Here is a 20,084-nt window from a genome sequence, read left to right on the forward strand (position 1 = left end):
AGATCATCCGTTACCGGATGTTACCGCCGTTACCCGGGAGGATCTTCATCTCCCCAGGTCAATCGGTCGGGACGGCCGGATTCGAACCGACGACCCCTTGACCCCCAGTCAAGTGCGCTACCAAGCTGCGCCACGTCCCGCCCCCGCGCGGTTTCCCTCGCGGCAGCCGGTACAGCTTAGCGCAGCCCTCCCGAGTCATCGCACAGGCCCCACCCGCCTCGCCATCTGACCGCACCCCCTCGCAGGAGCACCAACGCACAACCCCTAAAGCGTCCTAGGAGGGTGGGGTAGAGGGATGCCGGATGGTCCGGTCGGACCATCCGGCATTTCGGGAGAACTGGGCCGGGTCAGCCGTGCGCCTTGCCTCGGCCACCGGGGCCGAGCTTCTTACGCGGGCGGACCGAGATCTCGATGGGGCTGCCCTCGTACCCGAACTCCTCGCGGAGCTTGCGCTCGACGAAGCGCTGGTAGCCGGCGTCGAGCGGGCCGGTGGTGAAGAGCACGAACCGTGGCGGCGCCACACCAGCCTGCGTCGCGAACAGGATCCGCGGCGCGCGACCGCCACGAACCGGGTGGGGCGTGGCCTGGACCAGCGCGGTCAGCCACTGGTTGAGGTGCGCGGTCGGGACCCGGGTCTCCCAGCTGGCCAGCGCCTTGTTCAGGGCCGGGGCCAGCTTGTCCACGGCGCGGCCGGTCATCGCGGACAGGTTCAGGCGGATCGCCCAGGGGATGCGGCGCAGTTCCCGGTCGATCTCCTTGTCCAGGTAGTACCGACGGTCGGCGTCGACCAGGTCCCACTTGTTGAACGCGATGACCATGGCCCGGCCGGCTTCGGTGACCATCGACAGGATCCGCTGGTCCTGCTCACTGATCGGCTCGCTGGAGTCGAGCAACACCACTGCCACCTCGGCGGCCTCGATCGCCCCGGCGGTGCGCAGGCTGGCGTAGTACTCGGTGCCGCTGGCCTTGCCGACCCGCTTGCGCAGCCCGGCGGTGTCGACCAGTTGCCAGGTCTGACCGCCGATCTCGACAAGGCTGTCCACCGGGTCCACAGTGGTGCCGGCCACCGAGTCGACGACCGCGCGATCCTCACCGGAGAACCGGTTGAGCAGGCTGGACTTGCCCACGTTCGGCCGCCCGACCAGCGCCACCCGGCGGGGTCCGCGCGGCCGGTTCTCGATGATCGCCGGGGCTTCGGGCAGCGCGGCGAGGATGGCGTCCAGCAGGTCGCCGGAGCCGCGGCCGTGCAGCGCGGAGATCGGGAACGGTTCACCGAGGCCGAGCGACCACAGTGAGGTCGCCTCCATCTCGATGGAGGTGTTGTCCGCCTTGTTGGCCACCAGGATCACCGGTTTGGCACTGCGCCGCAGCATCTTCACCGCGGCCTCGTCCACGTCGGTGGAGCCCACCATCGCGTCGACCACGAAGAGGACCACGTCGGCGGTGACGACAGCCGTCTCGGCCTGCGCCGCGATGGCGGCGGCCCGGTCCTTCGCGTCCGGTTCCCAGCCGCCGGTGTCCACCACTGTGAACGCCCGGCCGTTCCACTGCGCGTCGTACGGCACCCGGTCCCGGGTCACCCCGGGAACGTCCTCGACGACCGCCTGCCGACGGCCGATGATCCGGTTGACAAGCGTGGACTTGCCCACGTTGGGGCGGCCGACCACTGCCACGACCGGCTGCGGGCCGGTCGGTTCCTCGACGGCGACGTCGGGCTCACGCAGCTCGACCCATCCCGCACCCTCGCTCACGCTGCTCCTCCGCGTCGCTCCGGACCGACCTGGGACATCACCGCGCCGCTCATGCCACGCCTCGTTCGGTAAGCAGGTCGCGCAGTCGCGCCACGACCTCGTCGATGCCCAACTCGGTGGTGTCCAGCACCACCGCGTCGGGTGCCTGCGCCAGCGGGTTGACCTTGCGGGTCGAGTCGAGACGGTCCCGCCGGGCCAGGTCGGCGGCGGTGGCCGCCACGTCGGCGGCGTCCTCCGCACTGCGTCGGGCGGCACGGGCCGCCTCGGAGGCGGTCAGGAAGACCTTCAGGTCCGCGTCCGGCGCGACGACCGAGCCGATGTCCCGACCCTCGACGACCATCCGACCAGCGTTGGCGATCATCTCGCGTTGGCGGGCGACAAGCAGCTCGCGGACCGCGGGAACCGCGGCGACGGCGGAGACCGCTCCGGTCACCTCCGGGCCCCGGATGTCGGCGTCCACGCCGACCCCGTCGATCGTCACGGCGTACCCCTGCGGGTGGGTGCCGATGCGCAGGTTGACCTCGCCGGCGACCTTGACCACCGACGCGGTGTCGGTGAGGTCCACGCCGGAGCGCAGCACGGCCCACGTGATCGCCCGGTACATCGCCCCGGTGTCCAGGTAACGCGCACCGATGTCGACGGCGAGGCGCCGCGACACGGTGGACTTACCCGAACCGGACGGCCCATCCACAGCGACCACACATCGCCCGGCCCGTACGTTTTCCTCCACCGTGTCCTCCTCAGCCCGTACCTCACGGATCGCCCGGTGAGCTGGCGCCGCAAGCGGTTTGTCAATCGTCATCAATCATGCCCGGTTCCTCTGGCGGACCCGCGCGCGACGCCACCGGAGGCGACCCACGCCACCCGGGCGGCCGCGTCCCGGCCGTCGGTGGAGCCTACCGGCAGCCGTACCCCGAACTCCGGGGGTCAGTCACCCACCGCGTTGAACAGGGCGGCGACCTCCGCGTTGGTAAGCCGCCGGATCCGCCCGGTGCGCAGGTCGCCCAGCCGGATCGGCCCGATCGAGGTACGCACCAACCGGGTGACCGGGTGCCCGACCTCGTCCATCAGCCGCCGGACGATGTGCTTGCGCCCTTCGTGCAGGCTCAGCTCCACCTGGGCGGATTTGCCGAGGGTGTCCACCACCTTGAACGAGTCGACAGTGACCGGCCCGTCCTCCAGCTCGACCCCGGCCAACAGCCGCTTGCTCAGGTTGCGCGGGATCGGCCCGACCACCTCGGCGAGGTAGGTCTTGAGCACCTGGTAGGAGGGGTGCATGAGCTTGTGCGCGAGGGTGCCGTCGTTGGTGAGCAGCAGCAGGCCCTCGCTGTCCGCGTCGAGCCGCCCGACGTGGTAGACCCGCTGCTCCAGCCGGGCACCGATGAAGTCGGACAGCTCGTTGCGTCCCTTTTCGTCCGCCATGGTGGTGACCACCCCGCGCGGCTTGTTCATCGCCACGTAGACCAGGCGGACGTCGACCTGGAGGCGCTCGCCGTCCACGTGGATCACGGCGGTGGCCGGATCGACCTTGTCGCCGAGCTTGGCGACCCGCCCGTCCACGGTGACCCGGCGGCGGAAGATCAGGTCCTCGCAGGCACGCCGGGAACCCACGCCGGCGGCGGCGAGCACCTTCTGCAGGCGCTCAGCCCCCTCGAAGACAGGGGCGTCGGGTTTGGGGGCACGGTTATCGGGTCGCATCAGCAAGCTCTTCTACGTCGTCGGGCAGGAAGGGTGCGAGGGGCGGCAGCTCGGCAACGGTGTTCAGCCCGAGCTTCTCCAGGAACAACGTGGTGGTCCGGTAGAGGAACGCCCCGCTGTCCTGTTCGGTGCCGCACTCCTCGACGAGACCGCGGGTGACCAGCGTACGGATGACCCCGTCGCAGTTCACACCCCGGATGGCTGAGATTCGCGAACGGGTCACCGGCTGCTTGTAGGCGACCACGGCGAGCGTCTCCAACGCCGCCTGGGTCAGCCGTACGGACTGCCCGTCCAACACGAACCGTTCAACGTACGTAGCGTATTCCGGCCGGGTGTAGAGCCGCCACCCGCCGGCCGCCCGGCGCAGCTCGAACCCGTGGCCGGCGGCGGTGTAGCCGGCGGCGATCTCGTCGAGCATCGGCCCGACCCGTTCGGCCGGCTGCTCCAACACCTGCGCCAGGACCAGCTCGCTGACCGGCTCGTCGACCACCAGCAGGATCGCCTCCAGCGCACCGCGCAACTCGGCGTCGGACAGCTCCGGCGCCGGCTCCGGCGCGGCCGTCACGCGCCGCCGCCCCACGCTCTCCCGCCGGGGTACGCCGACAGCCGTCCCCGACTCCCCCACCGCACCCGGATCCGGCTCGGTCACACCCGTCCCACCCGAGCCCAGCGCGGCTGGGACCGGCGCAGCGGCCTCCGGCGCGGCGGCCTCCGGCGCGGCGGCCTCCGGCGCGGCGGCACCCAGCTCGGCAAGACTTGGCTCGGCCGGGACCGGCTCGGCGGAATCCGGCGCGGCCAAACTCGGCGCGGCGGAATCTGACGCGGTCGGGGCGGCCTCGGCGGCGGGTGCGGATTCGGGTGCCGGTCGGGACGGTTGCTGGCGGCTACCGTCGGCGTCCGGCGCCGCGGGTACGGCGGGTGACTCGTCCGACGGGACGTCGGTGCCCTCTGGTTCGGGGGCGGGCGGCCGGGGGCGCTCCCACGGTGGAACCCAGGCGGCGGCCTGGTCGGCAAGCGAATCCCGGCGTTCCTCGTCACTCATCGCGCTCACCCTCCGTCGCTCCCGTCCCATCCGTCCCGGCGGCCTCCCCGGTCAGCTCCGACCCAACGGGCGACCCGGTCAGCTCCGGCCCGGTCAGCTCCGGCCCGGCGGGCGACCCGGCCACCGCCGACCCGGCGGGCAGCGCCGACACGTGAGGCTCAGCTGGCGGCGCGGACGGCTCCGCGTCGGCCGGGCTGCCGGCGTACTCGTCGACGTGTAGTTCGGTGGCGCCGTCGGCCGGGCCGGTCCAGCGCACGGTCAGCTCCTCCAGGGCCTGCTCCTGGACGAAGGAGACCAGGCCCTCCCGGTACAGCTCCAGCAGCGCGAGGAACCGCGCCACCACCTCCAGGGTCGCCTCGCAGTCGGCGCAGAGCAGTGCGAACGTGGCGGTGCCGGCCCGGCGTAGCCGGGCGGTGAGGATCGCCGCGTGTTCCCGGACACTGACCCGGACCATGTGCACGTGGGCGATGGAGACCTCCGGCACCGGCTTCGGCGTCATCGCCTTCACTGCCAACTTCAGCAGCCGCTGCGGGCCGATGCCGAGGACCAGGTCGGGCAGCGCCTCGGCGTAGCGGGGTTCCAGGCTGACCGCGCGGGGGTAGCGCCGGCCGCCGACCGCTTCCAGCTCGGCGATGTGCGCCGCCGCCTCCTTGTACGCCTTGTACTGCAGCAGCCGGGCGAAGAGCAGATCCCGGGCCTCCAGCAGGGCGAGGTCGGCCTCGTCCTCCACCTCGGCGGCGGGCAGCAGCCGGGCCGCCTTCAGGTCGAGCAGGGTCGCGGCGATGAGCAGGAACTCGCTGGCCTCGTCGAGGTCCCAGTCGTCGCCCATGGCCCGGATGTAGGCGATGAACTCGTCGGTGACCGTGTGCAGGGCCACCTCGGTGACGTCGAGCTTGTGCTTGCCGATCAGTTGCAGCAGCAGGTCGAACGGACCGGTGAAGTTGGCCAGCCGCACCGTGAAGCCGGTCGCGGCGGGCGGCACACCGTCGACCACGGCCGGAGCAGCGGCGTCAGGCGGGTCGAGGGGTGGCGCGGTCACCGCACGACCGTAGTGCACGAGGCGGGCACCGGGCGTTCCGGCTACCGCTCCGACTGGGCGGCGATCACCTCGCGGGCCAGCTGACGGTAGTTGCGGGCGCCGGAGGACGCCGGGTCCATCGTCGTGATGGGCGCACCGGCCACGGTGGACTCCGGGAACTTCACAGTCTTGGTGATGACCGTCTGGTAGACCTTGTCGCCGAACGCCTCGACCACCCGCTGGAGGACCTGGCGGCAGTGCGTGGTGCGGCTGTCGTACATGGTGGCGAGGATGCCCTCGAGCTCCAGGTCAAAGTTGAGCCGCTCCCGCACCTTGTCGATGGTGTCCAGCAGCAGCGCCACCCCGCGCAGGCTGAAGAACTCGCACTCCAGCGGGATGAGCACGCCGTGCGCGACGGTCAGCGCGTTGATCGCCAGCAGGCCGAGCGACGGCTGGCAGTCGATCAGGATGTAGTCGTACTCCTTGCGGACCGAGCGCAGGACCCGGGCCAGTGCCATTTCCCGGGCGACCTCGTTGACGAGCTGGATCTCGGCGGCGGAGAGGTCGATGTTGGCCGGCAGCAGGTGCAGGCCCGCCACGTCGGTCTTGATCAGGACGTCCTCGGCGGTGACGTCGTCCTGCATGAGCAGGTTGTAGACGGACAGGTCGAGGTTGTGTGGGTTGACCCCCAACCCCACCGACAGGGCGCCCTGCGGGTCGAAGTCGACGAGCAGCACCTTGCGGCCGTACTCCGCGAGGGCCGCGCCCAGGTTGATGGTGGTGGTCGTCTTGCCGACGCCACCCTTCTGGTTGGCCATCGCGATGATGCGCGCCGGACCGTGCCGGTCGGTGGGCATCGGCTCAGGGATGGGCTTGCGCATCGTGTAGGCAGCCGGGTCCGCTGGACCCAGATCCGCACCGAGCGTGGCCTGCTGCTCGCGGAGCTCCGACGTCCAGGTCTCGGCACGGTCACCGTTGCCAGCCATGTGCTCGTTGCCCCCTCCCGACGACCCCACCCGGCGTCGGAGCCGTCCGACGTCCTTCGCGGCGCCGCTGCGCACCCCGGTCGTATCGCTCCAGGAGGTCCGCGCCGATGCCGACTGTACGCCACCGACCAGCAGGGGGTTCGGCACCGGCCCGGCGTGTCGGCGTCGACCGCGACCGGTTCAGCCCTGGGCGCGGGGGTGGGTGGTGGCGTACACCTCACGCAACCGCTCCACGGTGACCAACGTGTAGACCTGGGTGGTGGTCACCGACGCGTGTCCGAGCAGTTCCTGGACCACCCGCACGTCGGCGCCGCCGTCGAGCAGATGGGTGGCGTACGAGTGGCGCAGGGTGTGCGGGGAGACGGCGGCCGGCCCCTCGACCGGCAGCCCGGCCCGGCCGGCGGCGGCGCGCAGGATGCCCCAGGCGCCCTGGCGGGTGAGCGCGCCGCCCCGGGCGTTGAGGAAGACCATCGGGCTGCCCCGACCTGCGGCGGCCAGGGCGGGCCGGGCCCGGACCAGGTAGGCGCGTACCGCGTCGACGGCGTACCCGCCGATCGGCACCAGCCGCGTCCGGCCACCCTTGCCGCGCAGCAGCACCGTGCCCTCGTCGGTTTCCAGGTCGTCCACGGCGGCGCCGACCGCCTCGGAGATCCGCGCGCCGGTGCCGTAGAGGAACTCCAGCAGCGCCCGGTCGCGTAGCGCGAGGGACGCGTCGTCGCCGGTCGCGGTGATCGGGCCGGCGGTCTCCAGCAGGCGGACCACGTCGTCGACCGGCAGTGCCCGGGGCAGCCGGCGCGGCGGGGTGGGCGGGCGCACGTCCCGGCTGGGGTCGGCGCCGGCCAGCCCTTCACGCAGCGCGAAGCGGTGCAGGCCGCGGACCGCGCTGGCGGCGCGGGCGGCGGAGGAGACAGCCAGCGGCGGGTGGGCGTCGTCGCCCGCGCGCAGCCGGGCCAGGTGCGACTCGACGAGACCGGGGCCGACCGACGCGAGGTCGGTGACGCCGGCCGCGACCAGGGTGGCGAGATAGCGGTCCAGGTCCCGGCGGTACGAGGTGAGCGTGTTCGCCGACAGTCCACGCTCGACGGTGAGGTGGTCGAGGTAACCGCGCACGGCGCGGCGCAGCGCCGGCGTGGGCTGCTCGCCCACGCCGGCGGAGTCCGCGCTGCCGGTCAGACCGCCACCGCTCAGGCGAGTACGTCGGTCAACGGGAGCACGTCCATGCCGTGCGCCTCGGCGACCGGACCGTAGGTGACCCGACCGTCGTACGTGTTCAGGCCCAGGCCCAACGCCGGGTCGCGGCGCAGCGCCTCCTGCCAGCCGTGGTTGGCCAGCTCCAGGGCGTACGGCAGGGTGACGTTGGTCAGGGCGTACGTGCTGGTGTTCGGCACCGCGCCGGGCATGTTCGCCACGCAGTAGAAGATCGACTCGTGCACCTTGTAGACCGGGTCGGCGTGCGTGGTGGGGCGCGAGTCCTCGAAGCAGCCGCCCTGGTCGATGGCGATGTCGACGAGCACACTGCCCGGCTTCATCCGGGAGACCAGCTCGTTGGAGATCAGCGTCGGCGCCTTCGCGCCGGGCACCAGGACCGCGCCGATGACCAGGTCGGCGTCGAGCACGGCCCGCTCGACCTCGTAGGCGTTGGACGCGATGGTCTGCAGGTGGCCGCGGTAGATGGCGTCGGCCGAACGCAGTCGGGCCACGTTCTTGTCCAGCAGCAGCACCTCGGACTGCAGGCCGAGCGCGATCGCGGCGGCGTTCATGCCGGACACGCCGGCGCCGATGACGACGGTCTTGGCCGCGTACACGCCGGAGACCCCGCCGGGCAGCACCCCGCGCCCACCGCCGGTACGCATCATGTAGAAGGCGCCCACCTGCGGGGCGAGCCGGCCGGCGACCTCGGACATCGGGGCGAGCAGCGGCAGCGACCGGTCGGGCAGCTCAACCGTCTCGTACGCGATGCCGGTGACCCTGCGGTCGATGAGCGCGTCGGTGCACTCCTTGGAGGCGGCCAGGTGCAGGTAGGTGAAGAGCACCTGACCCTCGCGCATCCGGTGGTACTCCTCGGCGATCGGCTCCTTGACCTTGAGCACCAGCTCGGCGGTCTCCCACACCTCGTCGGCGGTGGCGAGGATCTGCGCGCCGGCGGCGGCGAACTCCTCGTCGGTGATGCTGGAGCCGACCCCCGCACCCGCCTCGACGAAGACCTGGTGACCACTGCGGGTGAACTCGTTGACGCCCGCTGGCGTGATCGCCACGCGGTACTCGTGGTTCTTGACCTCGCGTGGGATTCCGACCTTCACGATGCAGACACCTCTCTTCGGGGCTGCTCTCCCCCGACTGCTCGGTGCCGCGGCGGCCCCTTTGCCACCCCGGTCCACCGGTCCCGCCGGCGGCAGTCTAGGCGCGTCCGGTGCCGCCGCGAGCCAGCACAGTGGCATCCGGTGCCCGGGTGTCCTGACGGTGTGTCAGGGCACCGGGCCGCTTCGCCGGGGACATCGCCGCCGCCGTCCGGACGGGTTTGCCAATTATCGCCCCGGCCGCCGGCTGCCGCTGGGAACAGTCGGCAAGGGGCCCCGCGGCTGACCGCGGGGCCCCTTCGCGCGTACTCCCCGCTGATGCGGGACCGGCGGCGACGCTCAGCGGGGCAGCGGCGCGTCCGCCCGGCGCAACGTCGACCAACCGGTGTCCCGGGCGCGGGCCGCGGCGAGCAGCCCGGCCACCGCGGACGCGTTGGTGATCTCGCCGGCCAGGACCATCGCGACGGCCTCGTCCAGGTCGATCCGGACGATCTGGAGGTCGGCTTCCTCGTCGTGGCGCTCGTGCCGCTCGTCGGCCGGCACCTCGGCGAGGTCGCGGGCCAGGAAGACCCGCACGACCTCGTTGGTGAACCCGGGTGAACTGTGCAGGTCGACGAGCACGTCGACCTGCCCGGCGGTGAGGTCGGCCTCCTCGGCCAGCTCCCGCAGCGCGGCCGCCGGCAACTCCTCGCCGGAGACGTCCATCAGCCCGGCCGGCAGCTCCCACAGGTGTCGGCCGACCGGGTGCCGGTACTGCCGGATCAGCACCACCTGGCCGACGTCGTCGAGCGCCACCACGGCCACCGCCCCGACGTGCCGGACGAGGTCACGCACCCCCGTGCCGCCGCCGGGCATTGTCACCTCCTCGGTGACCACGTCGAAGATCCGCCCCCGGTACCGCTCCGTGCGGGACCGCACCTCGTAGCGGTGCTCGACCCCGCTCACGCCGTCGTCCCGCCGCGCCGCACGACGACGGATGACACAGTGCCGGTTCGCTCGCTCACGACGCGGACGCGGCCTTCGTCGCGGCGCCGTTGCGGGCGGACTTGCGCGTCGTCGGGGCCTCGGTTGCCCCGTCCAGGTCGACAGGCAGTTGGTCGGCCTGTGAGTACGTCACAGCGGCCTTGACGAACGAGGCGAACAGCGGGTGCGGGCGGGTGGGTCGGCTCTTCAGCTCCGGGTGCGCCTGGGTGGCCACGAAGAACGGGTGCAGGCTGCGGTCCAGCTCGACGAACTCGACGAGCCGACCGTCCGGCGAGGTGCCGGAGATGCGCAGGCCGGCCTTGGTCAGCGCGTCCCGGTAGGCGTTGTTCACCTCGTAGCGGTGCCGGTGCCGCTCGCTGATCTCGACGCTGCCGTACGCCTCGGCGACGATCGAACCCTCGGTCAGCGTCGCCGGGTAGGCGCCGAGCCGCATGGTGCCGCCCAGGTCGCCGCGCCCGGCGACGATGTCCTCCTGGTCGGCCATGGTGGCGATGACCGGGTGCGCGGCCTGCTCGTCGAACTCGAGCGAGTTGGCGCCGTCCAGGCCGGCCAGGTGCCGGGCCACCTCGATGGTCATGCACTGCAGGCCGAGGCAGAGGCCGAGCAGCGGAATGCCGGCCTCGCGGGCGTACCGGGCGGTGCCGATCTTGCCCTCGATGCCGCGGACGCCGAAGCCACCGGGGATGAGGATGCCGTCCACGCCGGCCAACGCCGCGGCGGCGCCGGCCGGGGTGACGCACTCGTCACTGGGCACCCAGCGCAGCTGCACCCGGGCGCGGTGACCGAACCCGGCCGCCCGGATCGCCTCGCTCACCGACAGGTACGCGTCGGGCAGGTCGACGTACTTGCCGACCACCGCCACGGTGACCGTGTGCCGGGGCCGGTGCACCCGCTCCAGCAGGTCGTCCCAGCTGGCCCAGTCCACGTCCCGGAAGGAGAGGCCAAGCCGGCGTACCACGTACGCGTCGAGCCCCTCCCGGTGCAGCACCTTCGGGATGTCGTAGATGCTCGGGGCGTCCGGTGCGGCGACGACCGCCTCGGCGTCCACGTCGCAGTAGAGCGACAGCTTCTCCTTGAGCTTCACCGGGATCTCCCGGTCGCAGCGCAACACGATGGCGTCCGGCTGGATACCGATGTTGCGCAGCTGCGCCACCGAGTGCTGGGTCGGCTTGGTCTTCAGCTCACCCGACGGGGCCAGGTACGGCACCAGCGAGACGTGCAGGTAGAAGCAGTTGTCCCGACCCAGGTCGTGGCGGACCTGGCGGATCGCCTCCAGGAACGGCAGCGACTCGATGTCGCCGACGGTGCCACCGACCTCGGTGATCACCACGTCGGGGAGTTGGCCGTCCTCGTCCGGGTCGGCCATCGCCAGGATCCGCGACTTGATCTCGTTGGTGATGTGCGGGATGACCTGGACGGTGTCGCCGAGGTATTCCCCGCGCCGCTCCTTGGCGATCACGTCGGAGTAGATCTGGCCGGTGGTGACGTTCGCCTTGCCGGACAACGCCCGGTCGAGGAACCGCTCGTAGTGCCCGACGTCGAGGTCGGTCTCGGCGCCGTCCTCGGTGACGAAGACCTCACCGTGTTGGAACGGGTTCATCGTCCCCGGGTCGACGTTCAGGTAGGGGTCGAGCTTCTGCATCACCACCCGCAACCCGCGTGCGGTCAACAGGTTGCCGAGGCTGGAGGCGGTGAGGCCCTTACCCAGCGAGGAGGCGACGCCCCCGGTGACGAAAATGTGCCTGGTCGTCCGTGCTGATGGGGCCAAGGCCTGCTCCCGTGTCGTCTGTCGCGGTCATGCAGACCGCCGTGCTTGATCAGCTCAGTGATCACGCGATCCACGGGATTCGACGGTAACACCTCCCGGGCGGGTACTCGCAGGCCGCACCCCGGCTGCGACCCCACCGGGTCGTCCGGCCGAGGGCCGGCGCTCAGGAAGCGGCGACCTCGGTCGATGACCTGTCGACCTGCCGGGGTGGCACGGGCAGGGTCGCGGAGGTGTCCGCGGTCGGCCCCACCGGCCCGTCGGTGTCGGCCGAGGGGTCTTCGGCGACGCCCGAGGGGACGTCGGGTGTCTCCGGTCGCGTGCGCGCCTGGGGTGCGCCCGCGGGCGGTGCGCTGATCGGACGGGGGTGGACCGCGCCCAGCGGCCCGCCACCACGGGTCGGGCCGTCACCCCCACCGACCGGACCGACCCCGCCGGACCCCGGATCGTCGGCACCGTCGGCGCGGGAGCGTCCCGGCAGCGGGCGGGTCCGGTCGGCGGCATGTCCGAGGACCCGCAGCGACGCGAGGGCGGCCATGGGCACCACCAGGGCGGCGGCCGCGCCCAGCACGTCGAGCGCCGCGCCGTCGAGCACCCCACCGAGTACGGCGGCGACCACGGTGCCGGCCATCGCGGCCCGCACCGCCGGGTAGATGCCGAACAACCGCATCAGCCCACCCCACGGCTGCAACAGGGCGAACCACACGAGCAACCCGCCCACCAACGCCAGCACGGTCAGCGGGCTGTTGACCAACGTCTCGAAGTTCTCCGTGCTCGATCGGTGCACGGTGAACCCGCCGGTGCCGTCGCCGAGCGCGGAGAGGAACCGGCCCAGGCTGCCCCGCTCGGCCGCCGAACGCCGCAGGTCCACCACTGCGAACCCGATGCCGACCGCCAGGGCGGCCATGGCGGCCCAGGCCAGCCGGCTGATCGTCAACCAGCCACCGGCGCTGATCACGGCGGCGACGCTCACCCCGGCGGTGAGCGCGATCGCGCCGACCGGGTCGGCACCCAGGAACGGGCTGCCCACCACCACCACGGCGAGGCCACCCACGGCCACCATCACCGCGGGCCGCCAACCGCGGTGCACCCGCTGGGCGAACCAACCCCCGGTGAGCAACGCCCCGGCGAGGAACACGCCCAGCCCCACAGTGCTCAGCCCGGCGTACCGGCCGCCCTGCAACGCGGAGTAGCCGACCACGCCGTTGAGTTGGAGGCTGGCCCCGGTGAGCACGTCCAGCCCGACGACGAGCGTGGTCAGGCCGGCCACCGCGCCCAGGGGGCCGAGGGTGCCCGCGTAGCCGGGGAGGAACCGGACCGCCGCGGTGCCGGCGGCCACCAGCAGCCCGGTGATCCCGGCGAACAACAGGCCGGGGTGCTCGCCACCCCACCAGGGCACCGCGTCGGCGAGCAACGCCGCCGGCACCGTCAACGCCCCGGCGACCAGCAGCAACTCCGCCACCGCGGCGACCCGCCCGGGAACCGCCGTCGGGCCGGTCGGCCCGGCGTGCGGGCGGGCCCGGCGCAGCAGCGGCAGGACCGCCAGCGCCAGCAGCACCTGCACTCCGGCGAGCAGCGTGAAGAACCGGCCGGAGACGCTCCGCTGGGCGGCCGCCTCCCGGTCGGCGTCCGCCGGGGCGCTTATCGCCTCGGCGAGGTCGGCCGGACGGCCACCGGTGCTCAGCGCCGGCCGGCCGAGGAAGAGCCGTTCCGGCATCGGCCGGCCCAGCGCGGCGAGGGCGGTCGGCGCGAGGTCGACGAGTTGCAGGTACCCGTCGCGGCCGGTGCTGGCCGAGGTGAGCCACCCCCGTTCCCAACCCGGACCGTCGGCGACCGCCACGTGCAGCCGCGACGGCTGGGCGGTGTCGGAGATCCCCGCGACGAGCACCAACGACCGCGGCGGACGCGCGTCAAGCACCCGGGCCAACTGGGCGTCCGCCGCCCGGGCCTGCGCGGCGCGCGACGCCGGATCGATCCCCTCGACAGTGCCGAGGTCGACGATGCTCAACACGCACGAACCGAGCAACACCCGCGGATCGGCAGGCAGTGCCGAGGCGTACCTGTCGACGCGGCCGAACGGTCGGGCCGCCGCCACTGCCGCACCCGGACCCACGGCGACCGAGCAGCGGACCGACTCCGACAGCGAACCGGGCATGGCACCCCAGGACAGGCGCTGCTGGTTGTACTGCACCACGCTCTCCTGGTCGGGCAGGTTCGCGCCGATGCCGTCGGGTTGTTCCACTGCCACCCCGGACGTCGGGCAGCCCTCCGGCGGCCGACTGCCGTTCCACGCGGCGAAACTGCCCGCGCCCAGGGTCAGCCAGCCGTCCACCGGGCAGGTGGGTCGGTGCGCGGACCGCACCGACAGCGAGCCGATCGACCCCTGCTGGGCCATCCGCCACAACGTCGGAGTGCGCTGCGGATCGACGTCGTCCCAGCGCAGCCCGGCGATCCCGGCGAGCACCACGAAGTCGGCACTGCGGTGCGGGGTGCTGCGTGGTGGGCGGGCGGCCAGCGCGGTGACGCCGAGCGCCACCACGAGCACCGTCAGCAGGGCGGGGGCGATTCGGCGCAACATCACCGGTGTCCCGTTCTCGGGGCGTCGGAGCCCGGGGTGGCCGCCGGGCCGGTGGAAGGACCGGCCAGCTCGGCGTAGAGGTCGGCCAGCGCGGCGACGGTGTCCGCCTCGGTCGGCCACGTCGCCGCCCGGTCGGCGCCCCGCCCGCCCAGCTCGGCCCGCGCCGCCGGGTCGTCAAGCAGCGCACGTACCGCCGCGTCGACAGCGTCCACGTCCCCGGCGGGGACCAGCGTGGCCGCGTCGCCGACCAGCTCCGGCAACCCGCCGACCGCGGTGGCCACAAGTGGTACGCCGGCGCGCAGCGCCTCCTGGGCGAACAGCTGCCGGGCCTCCCAGTCGCTCGTCACCACCGCGAGGTCGGCGCCGGCGAGCAGGTCGGCCACGTCGGTGCGGTGCCCCAGCAGGGTCACCGGTGCGCGGGCCGCCGAGGTCCGGGCGGCAAGCGGCAGGTAGGCCGGGCCACTGCCCGCGATCACCACGACCGGCGGTGGGGTACGCGTGCGCCACCGGGCCGCCGCGTCGATCAGCACGTCGTAGCGCTTCTGCGGGTGCAACCGGCCGACCGAGAGGATCAACGGTTGGTCCGGGCGTACGCCGAACTCGGCGCGTACCGCCGCCGGACGTCGACGCGGCGGGGGCAGCGTCGGGGCGGCGACCGGGGCGAGCCGGGCGTCGGCGGCGCCCACCTCGGCGGCCCGGCGTACCAGGTCCGCGGAGGCGCCGAGCGCCACCCGGACGCCCCGGGCCACCACCCGTTCGACGATTCGGGACACCCCGCCCCGCAGACCCCCCGCGAGCACCGCGTTGTGCCAGGTGACGACAAGCGGGGCGGCCGGACGGGCCAGCACGGCGACCAACCCGGCCCGCAGGCCGTGCGCGTGCACCACGTCGACGTGCGCGGCGGCGAGCACCCGCCGCAGCGCGATTACCGCCCGGGCGTCGGCAGGCGTCGGGCTGGCCGGGATCTCCACCGGCGCGAAACGCGCGCCGACGCTGGTGAAGTCGAACTGTTCCTGGGTGGCCGCCGGTCCGCAGACCAGGACTGTCGCGCCGCCCGCGACGAGGCCCCGGGCCGCCGAGCGCACGTGCTGGCCGACGCCGCCGGTGCTGGACGCGAGCACCAACGCGACGCTGCCCGACCAGCTGGTCGGCAGAGCTGGCTCAGTCATCGCGCTGCCGTCTCCTTCCCGTCGCCCCGCCGCGGAGAGATCGACGTCGATCCGCCGTCCCCGCCTCGTGGCCCCCGCCGACGCAGACGCCGCAGCACCCCGGCGAGCAGCGGTCGCACGTCCCGCCGGTCGACGAACCAGACCACAGCGAGGAACACCGCCCCGACCAGAACCCCGGACAGCATGCCCTGACCGAGTGCCGCCGCCGTCGTCGGGGTGCTGCCGCCGGGTGTGTCGAGCCAGCGGGTGACGCCCAGCCCGGCGAGCGCGGCGAGCCCACCGGCGAGGCCACCGGCCGCCCCGGCCCGGACCGCGCCGGCCAACGCCGGCCGGCCGGCGCCGCGCGCCACCGCCAGCAGCAGCAGCGCCCCGAGGATCAGCATCCCCACCGAGTTGGCGGACGCCACCGCGAGCACCCGGTCGGCGGTGGGCAGCAGCGCCGACAACGGCAGCGCCACGGCCGGAACGACAAGCCAGCCGAGGGTGATCGCCACCGTCGCCGATCGGGTGTCGCCGCGCGCGTACAGGGCGCGGGACAGGACCGCGAACAAGCCGTAGCCGAGCAGGCCCGGCGCGAAGCCACGGATGGCCGCCGCGGTGGAGGCCGGGTTGTCCGGATAGAAGAGGTGAGCGATCGGCTGCGCGGTGCCGATCAACGCCGCGACGCCCAGGCAGCTGAAGAGCAGCACGCCGCGCACCGCGCCGGAGAGGGTACGCCGGTATTCGTCCTCCTCGCCGGCGGCGCTGGCGGTGGCAAGCGTGGGATAGGACGCGACCGCCAGTGGCACGGCGAGGACCGCCCACGGCAGCAGGTAGATCGCCTGGGCCAGGTTGAACACCTGGGGGGAGCCGGTGGGGCCGCCGGAGACCCGGTTGAGGACCACCAGGAGCGCGACCTGCTGCGCCGCCACCGTCACCGCGCCGGCCGTGGCGAGCCCGCCGATCCGGGCCCGCGCGTCGGCGGTGAAGGTGTACCCGAACCGAGGCCGCACCCGCAGCCGCCGCAGCGGGATCAGCAGGGAGAGCGACAGCACGACCACGCCCAGGGTGGTGCCGCCGGAAAGGAGCAGTTCGCCGGCGCGGCCGACCTGGGCGACGGACACGCCCCGCCCCTGGGCAGCGCCGAAGGCCACGTAGACGGCGACCACCGTGAGGCTGGACAGCAGCGGTGCGATGACGGGCCACGCGAAGCGTCGGTGTGCCTGCAGGACGCCGGTGAGCACGATGCCGATCCCGTAGAGCGGCAACTGTGGGGCGAACACCCGCAGCATCCGCGCGCCGGCGGCGAGTTCCGCCGCCGACCGTCCCGCGCTGATCACCGAGATGATCGGGTCGGCGAACAGGACGACGAGCACCGCGAGCGGGACCAGCAGGCTCACCGTCCAGGTGAGCAGGGCGCCGGTGGTCGCCGCCACCGCCCGCCGGTCGTCCGCGGCGACCGCCCCGGCCAGCAGCGGCACGACCAGGCTGGCCAACGCCCCGCCGGCGACGATCTCGAAGACGATGTTCGGCACCGTGTTGGCGATGACGTACATGCCGCCGAGGTCGCTCTGCTCGACCACCCAGGTGAACACTGCGGTGCGGCCGAAGCCGGCGAGCCGGCTGGCCACGGTGAGGACGGCGATGAGCGCGGCTGCCCCGGCCAACCGGCCGGCGCCGGCGAGAGGTGCCGGTCTGGTCACGTCAGTCGGCGCGCCGGCCCAGTGCGTCGAGCTCCCGCAGCCCCGGGGTCCGCTGGATCACCGCCGTGAAGCTGACCTTCTCGCTGGTGGCGGTGAGGCCGGCGAGCAGCGCGAGCAGACCGGCCCGCCCGAGCGGGCCGCTGCGGGCGGCGAGCGCGACGCCGAGCAGCGCCCCGAGCGCGTTCGCGCCGCTGTCGCCGAGCATCACGTCCTCGGCCAGGTCGTCGCGGAGCAGGCCGGCGGCGGCACCGGCCGCGCCGGCCGCGATCCCGCCGTGCGGGCCGCCGGTGAGCGGCGCCGCGAGCAGCAGCCCGGACTTGAGGGCGCGGCCCGGCCGCAGGTCGAGCAGGTTGAGCAGATTGGCGGTGCCGGCGATCACGCCGGCGCCGAGCAGCACGTCGACGCCGCGGCCGAACGCGCCGTGCCGCTGCCGGCGGGGGTGCGCGGCGACCCGGGGGTCGGCGGCGAGCAGCGCGGCGGCACCCAGCCCGGCGGCGCCCACTCCGACGACCTTGACCAGCCCGGCGGTGATCCGGCCCGCCCGCAGTGCGGCGAGGTGACCGGCGAAGCCCTTTGCCGCCTTCTGCTCCGGCCGCGCGCCGACCACGTCGTCGTACAGGCCGACGCCACCAGCGCCGAGCCCGGCGACCAGGGTGGCCGCACCGGAGGCGCCGCTTGTGGCACCGAACGCGCCGACGGCTGTCGCCCCGGCGGCGAGCGCCGGGCCGGCGGCCAGGGTCACCGTGCGGCCCCGGAAGTTGGTGCGCTCGAGCGCCGGCCCGGCCGGGGAGATGCGCACCTCGCGCAGCGCGTACCGGGCCGCCGCGGCACCGGCGCCGGCGATCAGCAGCCGGCCCAGCGTGCTCACGCCGCCGCCCTGCGGGACCGCCGGCTCGCGCCGGCGTCGGTTACGGACACGGGGGTACGTCGTTCGCTCACTGGGGCAGTCTAGGCAACAGGCCGGAGGCGGCGTTGTCGCCGACGCCGTACTGGCCGGCCTTCTTCTCGGTGAGCTGCTGCACCAGGGCGAGGGCGGTGACCAGTTGGCCCTGCACGGTGTTGGCGTTGTCGACGGTGGAGATGGTCTGGGAGAGCACCGGGTCACCGCGGACCACGGAAACCAGGTTGCCACCGGCGGAGCCGTTGCCGGCCACCACTATCGCCCCGGTCCGGTCGAACTGCTCGGCGATCTTGACGACCGACTCGTCCCGCTTGTCGGAGTCCTTGTCGACGTACGGCTGGCCGCTGACCACGACGACGGCCTCCGCCGAGGCGGTGACCTTGTTGCTGTCGGTGGTCAGGTAGCCAGCGTTGTTGTAGGCGGCGAGCACCGCCCGCCGGTCGGCGTCGCTCACCGGCGCGACGCCCTGGGACCGGTCCAGCAGGACGCTTGCCAGCAGCGCACTTGAGGTTTCCACGCCGTGCCCGTTGCCCGGCAGGCCAGTGGTCTGCGCGGTCGGGCGGGCCGCGGTGACGGCCAGCTCCAACAGGTTGGAGTTGTTGTCCGGGTTGATGAACTTGTCCTGCAGGTCGACCTGACCGGTGATGGTGGCGCCGGCCTGCTGGAGCTTCTTGAGCACGCCCTCGGTGTGGTTGCGCCCGTTGGGCAGGCCGAGCACCACGACCCGGCGCCCGGTGAGGGTGCCGGGCAGGAAGACCTGGGAGATCTCCTCGGCGAACTCCTCTTCCAGACCGAGCTGCTTCTCCATGCTGTTGACCTGCTGACGCAACTGCTGGTTGTCCTTGCGCAGCCCGGTGACCTGCTCCTTGAGCGAGTCGGCGACCGGACCGTTGAGGGCGGCTGTGCCGACCACCAGGCCGATCGCCAGAGCCAGGAACACCGCGGTGAGGGACACCACGTGGTAGCGGAAGTTGATCACGCTTGCAGCCTCTTGATCGGTCGGGAACTAGAAGAGCCGGTACAGCTGGAACACGAAATTGTCCCACCACTCGGCGACCACGCCGAGGTACGCCTTCCCGACTGTCGAGACAGCCACCGCGGACGCCATCGCCGCGATCGCCGACAGCACCAGCAACAGCAGCGAGGACCCGGAGATGCTCTGCCGGTAGAGCCGGCTCACCCCCTTGGCGTCGACAAGCTTGCCGCCGACCTTCAGCCGGGTCAGGAAGGTCGAGGCCATCCCGCCGCGCCCCTTGTCGAGGAACTCGACAAGTGTGGCGTGGGTGCCGACCGCGACCAGCAGCGAGGCGCCCTTCTCGTCGGCGAGCAACATGGCCAGGTCTTCGCTTGTCGCCGCGGCCGGGAAGGTGATCGCCGGCACGCCGAGGCCGTTGACCCGGGGCAGACCGGGGGCCCGCCCGTCCGGGTACGCGTGCACGATCACCTCGGCACCGCAGCGCAGCACGTCGTCGGTGACCGAATCCATGTCCCCGATGATCATGTCCGGGGTGTACCCGGCCTCGACGAGCGCGTCGGCCCCGCCGTCGACGCCGATGAGCACCGGCTTGAACTCCCGGATGTACGGCCGCAGCACGTCCAGGTCGGCCTTGTAGTCGTAGCCGCGCACCACGATCAGGCAGTGCCGCCCCTGGATCTGGGTCTCGATGTCAGGCACACCCACCCCGTCGAGCAGCAGGTCGCGCTCCTGACGGAGGTAGTCCATGGTGTTGGCGGCGAACGCCTCCAACTGCACCGACAGTCCCTCCCGGGCATCGGCCATCGCCTTGGCGACCGACTCGGCGTCCTGCAGGCTGCCGTGGGCCACCGGCTCGTCACCGGCGAAGACCGTGTTGCCCTCGATGCGCACCTGGTCGCCCTCGCGGATCTGCTCGAAGACGCCCTCCCCGAGGTCGTCGAGGAGCGGAATGCCGGCGGCGACAAGCACCTCCGGGCCGAGGTTCGGGTAACGGCCGGAGACCGAGGGCTTGGCGTTGAGCACCGCGGCGACGCCGACCGCGACCAGCGAATCGGCCGCCACCCGATCCAGGTCGACGTGGTCGATGACCGCGATGTCGCCGGGGCGCAGCCGACCGACCAGGCGTTTTGTCCGGCGATCAAGGCGCGCGGTGCCGAGGACTCTGCCCGGTTCGGAGTTCCGGTTCCGGCGCAACGTGGGTAGACGCATCGTGACCATCCTGGCATGTGAGGCAGGC

16 protein-coding genes and 1 tRNA gene are annotated in these 20,084 nt (G+C 73.0%); all 17 read right to left on the reverse strand.

What is annotated here, in order from left to right; translation table 11 throughout:
• Positions 1 to 66: 66 nt before the first annotated feature.
• Positions 67 to 140 (reverse strand) — tRNA-Pro (locus AB0B85_RS21580).
• Between the two features lie 207 nt (positions 141 to 347).
• Positions 348 to 1,724, reverse strand: a complete 1,377-nt coding sequence (gene der / locus AB0B85_RS21585; RefSeq protein ID WP_357409991.1) for a ribosome biogenesis GTPase Der — start codon at positions 1,722 to 1,724, stop codon at positions 348 to 350.
• A 76-nt stretch (positions 1,725 to 1,800) separates the two neighbouring features.
• Complete coding sequence (cmk, locus tag AB0B85_RS21590; protein ID WP_357409944.1) at positions 1,801 to 2,481, reverse strand: (d)CMP kinase; 681 nt, start codon at positions 2,479 to 2,481, stop codon at positions 1,801 to 1,803.
• A 197-nt stretch (positions 2,482 to 2,678) separates the two neighbouring features.
• Positions 2,679 to 3,449, reverse strand: coding sequence for a pseudouridine synthase (locus AB0B85_RS21595; RefSeq protein ID WP_357409946.1), 771 nt, complete (start codon positions 3,447 to 3,449; stop codon positions 2,679 to 2,681).
• On the reverse strand, positions 3,436 to 4,491 hold the full coding sequence (scpB, locus tag AB0B85_RS21600) for an SMC-Scp complex subunit ScpB (RefSeq protein WP_357409948.1): 1,056 nt from the start codon (positions 4,489 to 4,491) through the stop codon (positions 3,436 to 3,438). The genes AB0B85_RS21595 and scpB overlap by 14 nt, the downstream gene beginning before the upstream one ends.
• Positions 4,484 to 5,530, reverse strand: a complete 1,047-nt coding sequence (locus AB0B85_RS21605; protein ID WP_357409950.1) for a segregation/condensation protein A — start codon at positions 5,528 to 5,530, stop codon at positions 4,484 to 4,486. The genes scpB and AB0B85_RS21605 overlap by 8 nt, the downstream gene beginning before the upstream one ends.
• A 41-nt stretch (positions 5,531 to 5,571) precedes the next feature.
• Complete coding sequence (locus AB0B85_RS21610) at positions 5,572 to 6,495, reverse strand: ParA family protein (RefSeq protein ID WP_088990243.1); 924 nt, start codon at positions 6,493 to 6,495, stop codon at positions 5,572 to 5,574.
• 180 nt (positions 6,496 to 6,675) lie between these two features.
• A complete protein-coding gene (locus AB0B85_RS21615; RefSeq protein WP_357409952.1) occupies positions 6,676 to 7,641 on the reverse strand; it encodes a site-specific tyrosine recombinase XerD in 966 nt (321 codons plus the stop codon).
• A gap of 38 nt (positions 7,642 to 7,679) precedes the next feature.
• Positions 7,680 to 8,795: an alanine dehydrogenase gene (gene ald, locus AB0B85_RS21620; protein WP_357409954.1), complete on the reverse strand. Its 1,116-nt coding sequence runs from the start codon at positions 8,793 to 8,795 to the stop codon at positions 7,680 to 7,682.
• A 336-nt stretch (positions 8,796 to 9,131) separates the two neighbouring features.
• Positions 9,132 to 9,737 carry an NUDIX hydrolase gene (locus tag AB0B85_RS21625; RefSeq protein WP_357409956.1) on the reverse strand — a complete coding sequence of 202 codons (606 nt, stop codon included), beginning with the start codon at positions 9,735 to 9,737 and terminating at the stop codon, positions 9,132 to 9,134.
• A 55-nt stretch (positions 9,738 to 9,792) separates the two neighbouring features.
• Complete coding sequence (locus tag AB0B85_RS21630; RefSeq protein WP_357409958.1) at positions 9,793 to 11,544, reverse strand: CTP synthase; 1,752 nt, start codon at positions 11,542 to 11,544, stop codon at positions 9,793 to 9,795.
• A 163-nt stretch (positions 11,545 to 11,707) separates the two neighbouring features.
• A complete protein-coding gene (locus AB0B85_RS21635) occupies positions 11,708 to 14,119 on the reverse strand; it encodes a hypothetical protein (RefSeq protein ID WP_357409993.1) in 2,412 nt (803 codons plus the stop codon).
• On the reverse strand, positions 14,119 to 15,288 hold the full coding sequence (locus AB0B85_RS21640; protein WP_357409960.1) for a glycosyltransferase family 4 protein: 1,170 nt from the start codon (positions 15,286 to 15,288) through the stop codon (positions 14,119 to 14,121). The genes AB0B85_RS21635 and AB0B85_RS21640 overlap by 1 nt, the downstream gene beginning before the upstream one ends.
• The gene (locus AB0B85_RS21645) at positions 15,285 to 16,970 is read right to left on the reverse strand and encodes a lipid II flippase MurJ (RefSeq protein WP_357409962.1); all 1,686 of its coding nucleotides are present in this window, start codon (positions 16,968 to 16,970) and stop codon (positions 15,285 to 15,287) included. The genes AB0B85_RS21640 and AB0B85_RS21645 overlap by 4 nt, the downstream gene beginning before the upstream one ends.
• Before the next feature lies 1 nt (position 16,971).
• The gene (locus AB0B85_RS21650) at positions 16,972 to 17,838 is read right to left on the reverse strand and encodes a hypothetical protein (protein ID WP_357409964.1); all 867 of its coding nucleotides are present in this window, start codon (positions 17,836 to 17,838) and stop codon (positions 16,972 to 16,974) included.
• Positions 17,839 to 17,905: 67 nt separating this feature from the next.
• A complete protein-coding gene (locus tag AB0B85_RS21655; RefSeq protein WP_357409966.1) occupies positions 17,906 to 18,850 on the reverse strand; it encodes a copper transporter in 945 nt (314 codons plus the stop codon).
• Positions 18,851 to 18,877: 27 nt separating this feature from the next.
• Complete coding sequence (gene steA, locus AB0B85_RS21660; RefSeq protein ID WP_357409968.1) at positions 18,878 to 20,056, reverse strand: putative cytokinetic ring protein SteA; 1,179 nt, start codon at positions 20,054 to 20,056, stop codon at positions 18,878 to 18,880.
• Positions 20,057 to 20,084 lie beyond the last annotated feature (28 nt).

It is taken from the genome of Micromonospora sp. NPDC049044 (assembly GCF_040649215.1).
In the GTDB taxonomy this organism is placed as follows: domain Bacteria; phylum Actinomycetota; class Actinomycetes; order Mycobacteriales; family Micromonosporaceae; genus Micromonospora.

Bases quoted from the DNA above. Each gene is read 5' to 3' on its own strand.
- AB0B85_RS21595 (WP_357409946.1), bottom strand. From the start codon at position 3,449: ATGCGACCCGATAACCGTGCCCCCAAACCCGACGCCCCTGTCTTCGAG.
- scpB (WP_357409948.1), bottom strand. From the start codon at position 4,491: ATGAGTGACGAGGAACGCCGGGATTCGCTTGCCGACCAGGCCGCCGCC.
- AB0B85_RS21610 (WP_088990243.1), bottom strand. From the start codon at position 6,495: ATGGCTGGCAACGGTGACCGTGCCGAGACCTGGACGTCGGAGCTCCGC.
- AB0B85_RS21635 (WP_357409993.1), bottom strand. From the start codon at position 14,119: ATGTTGCGCCGAATCGCCCCCGCCCTGCTGACGGTGCTCGTGGTGGCG.
- AB0B85_RS21640 (WP_357409960.1), bottom strand. From the start codon at position 15,288: ATGACTGAGCCAGCTCTGCCGACCAGCTGGTCGGGCAGCGTCGCGTTG.
- steA (WP_357409968.1), bottom strand. From the start codon at position 20,056: ATGCGTCTACCCACGTTGCGCCGGAACCGGAACTCCGAACCGGGCAGA.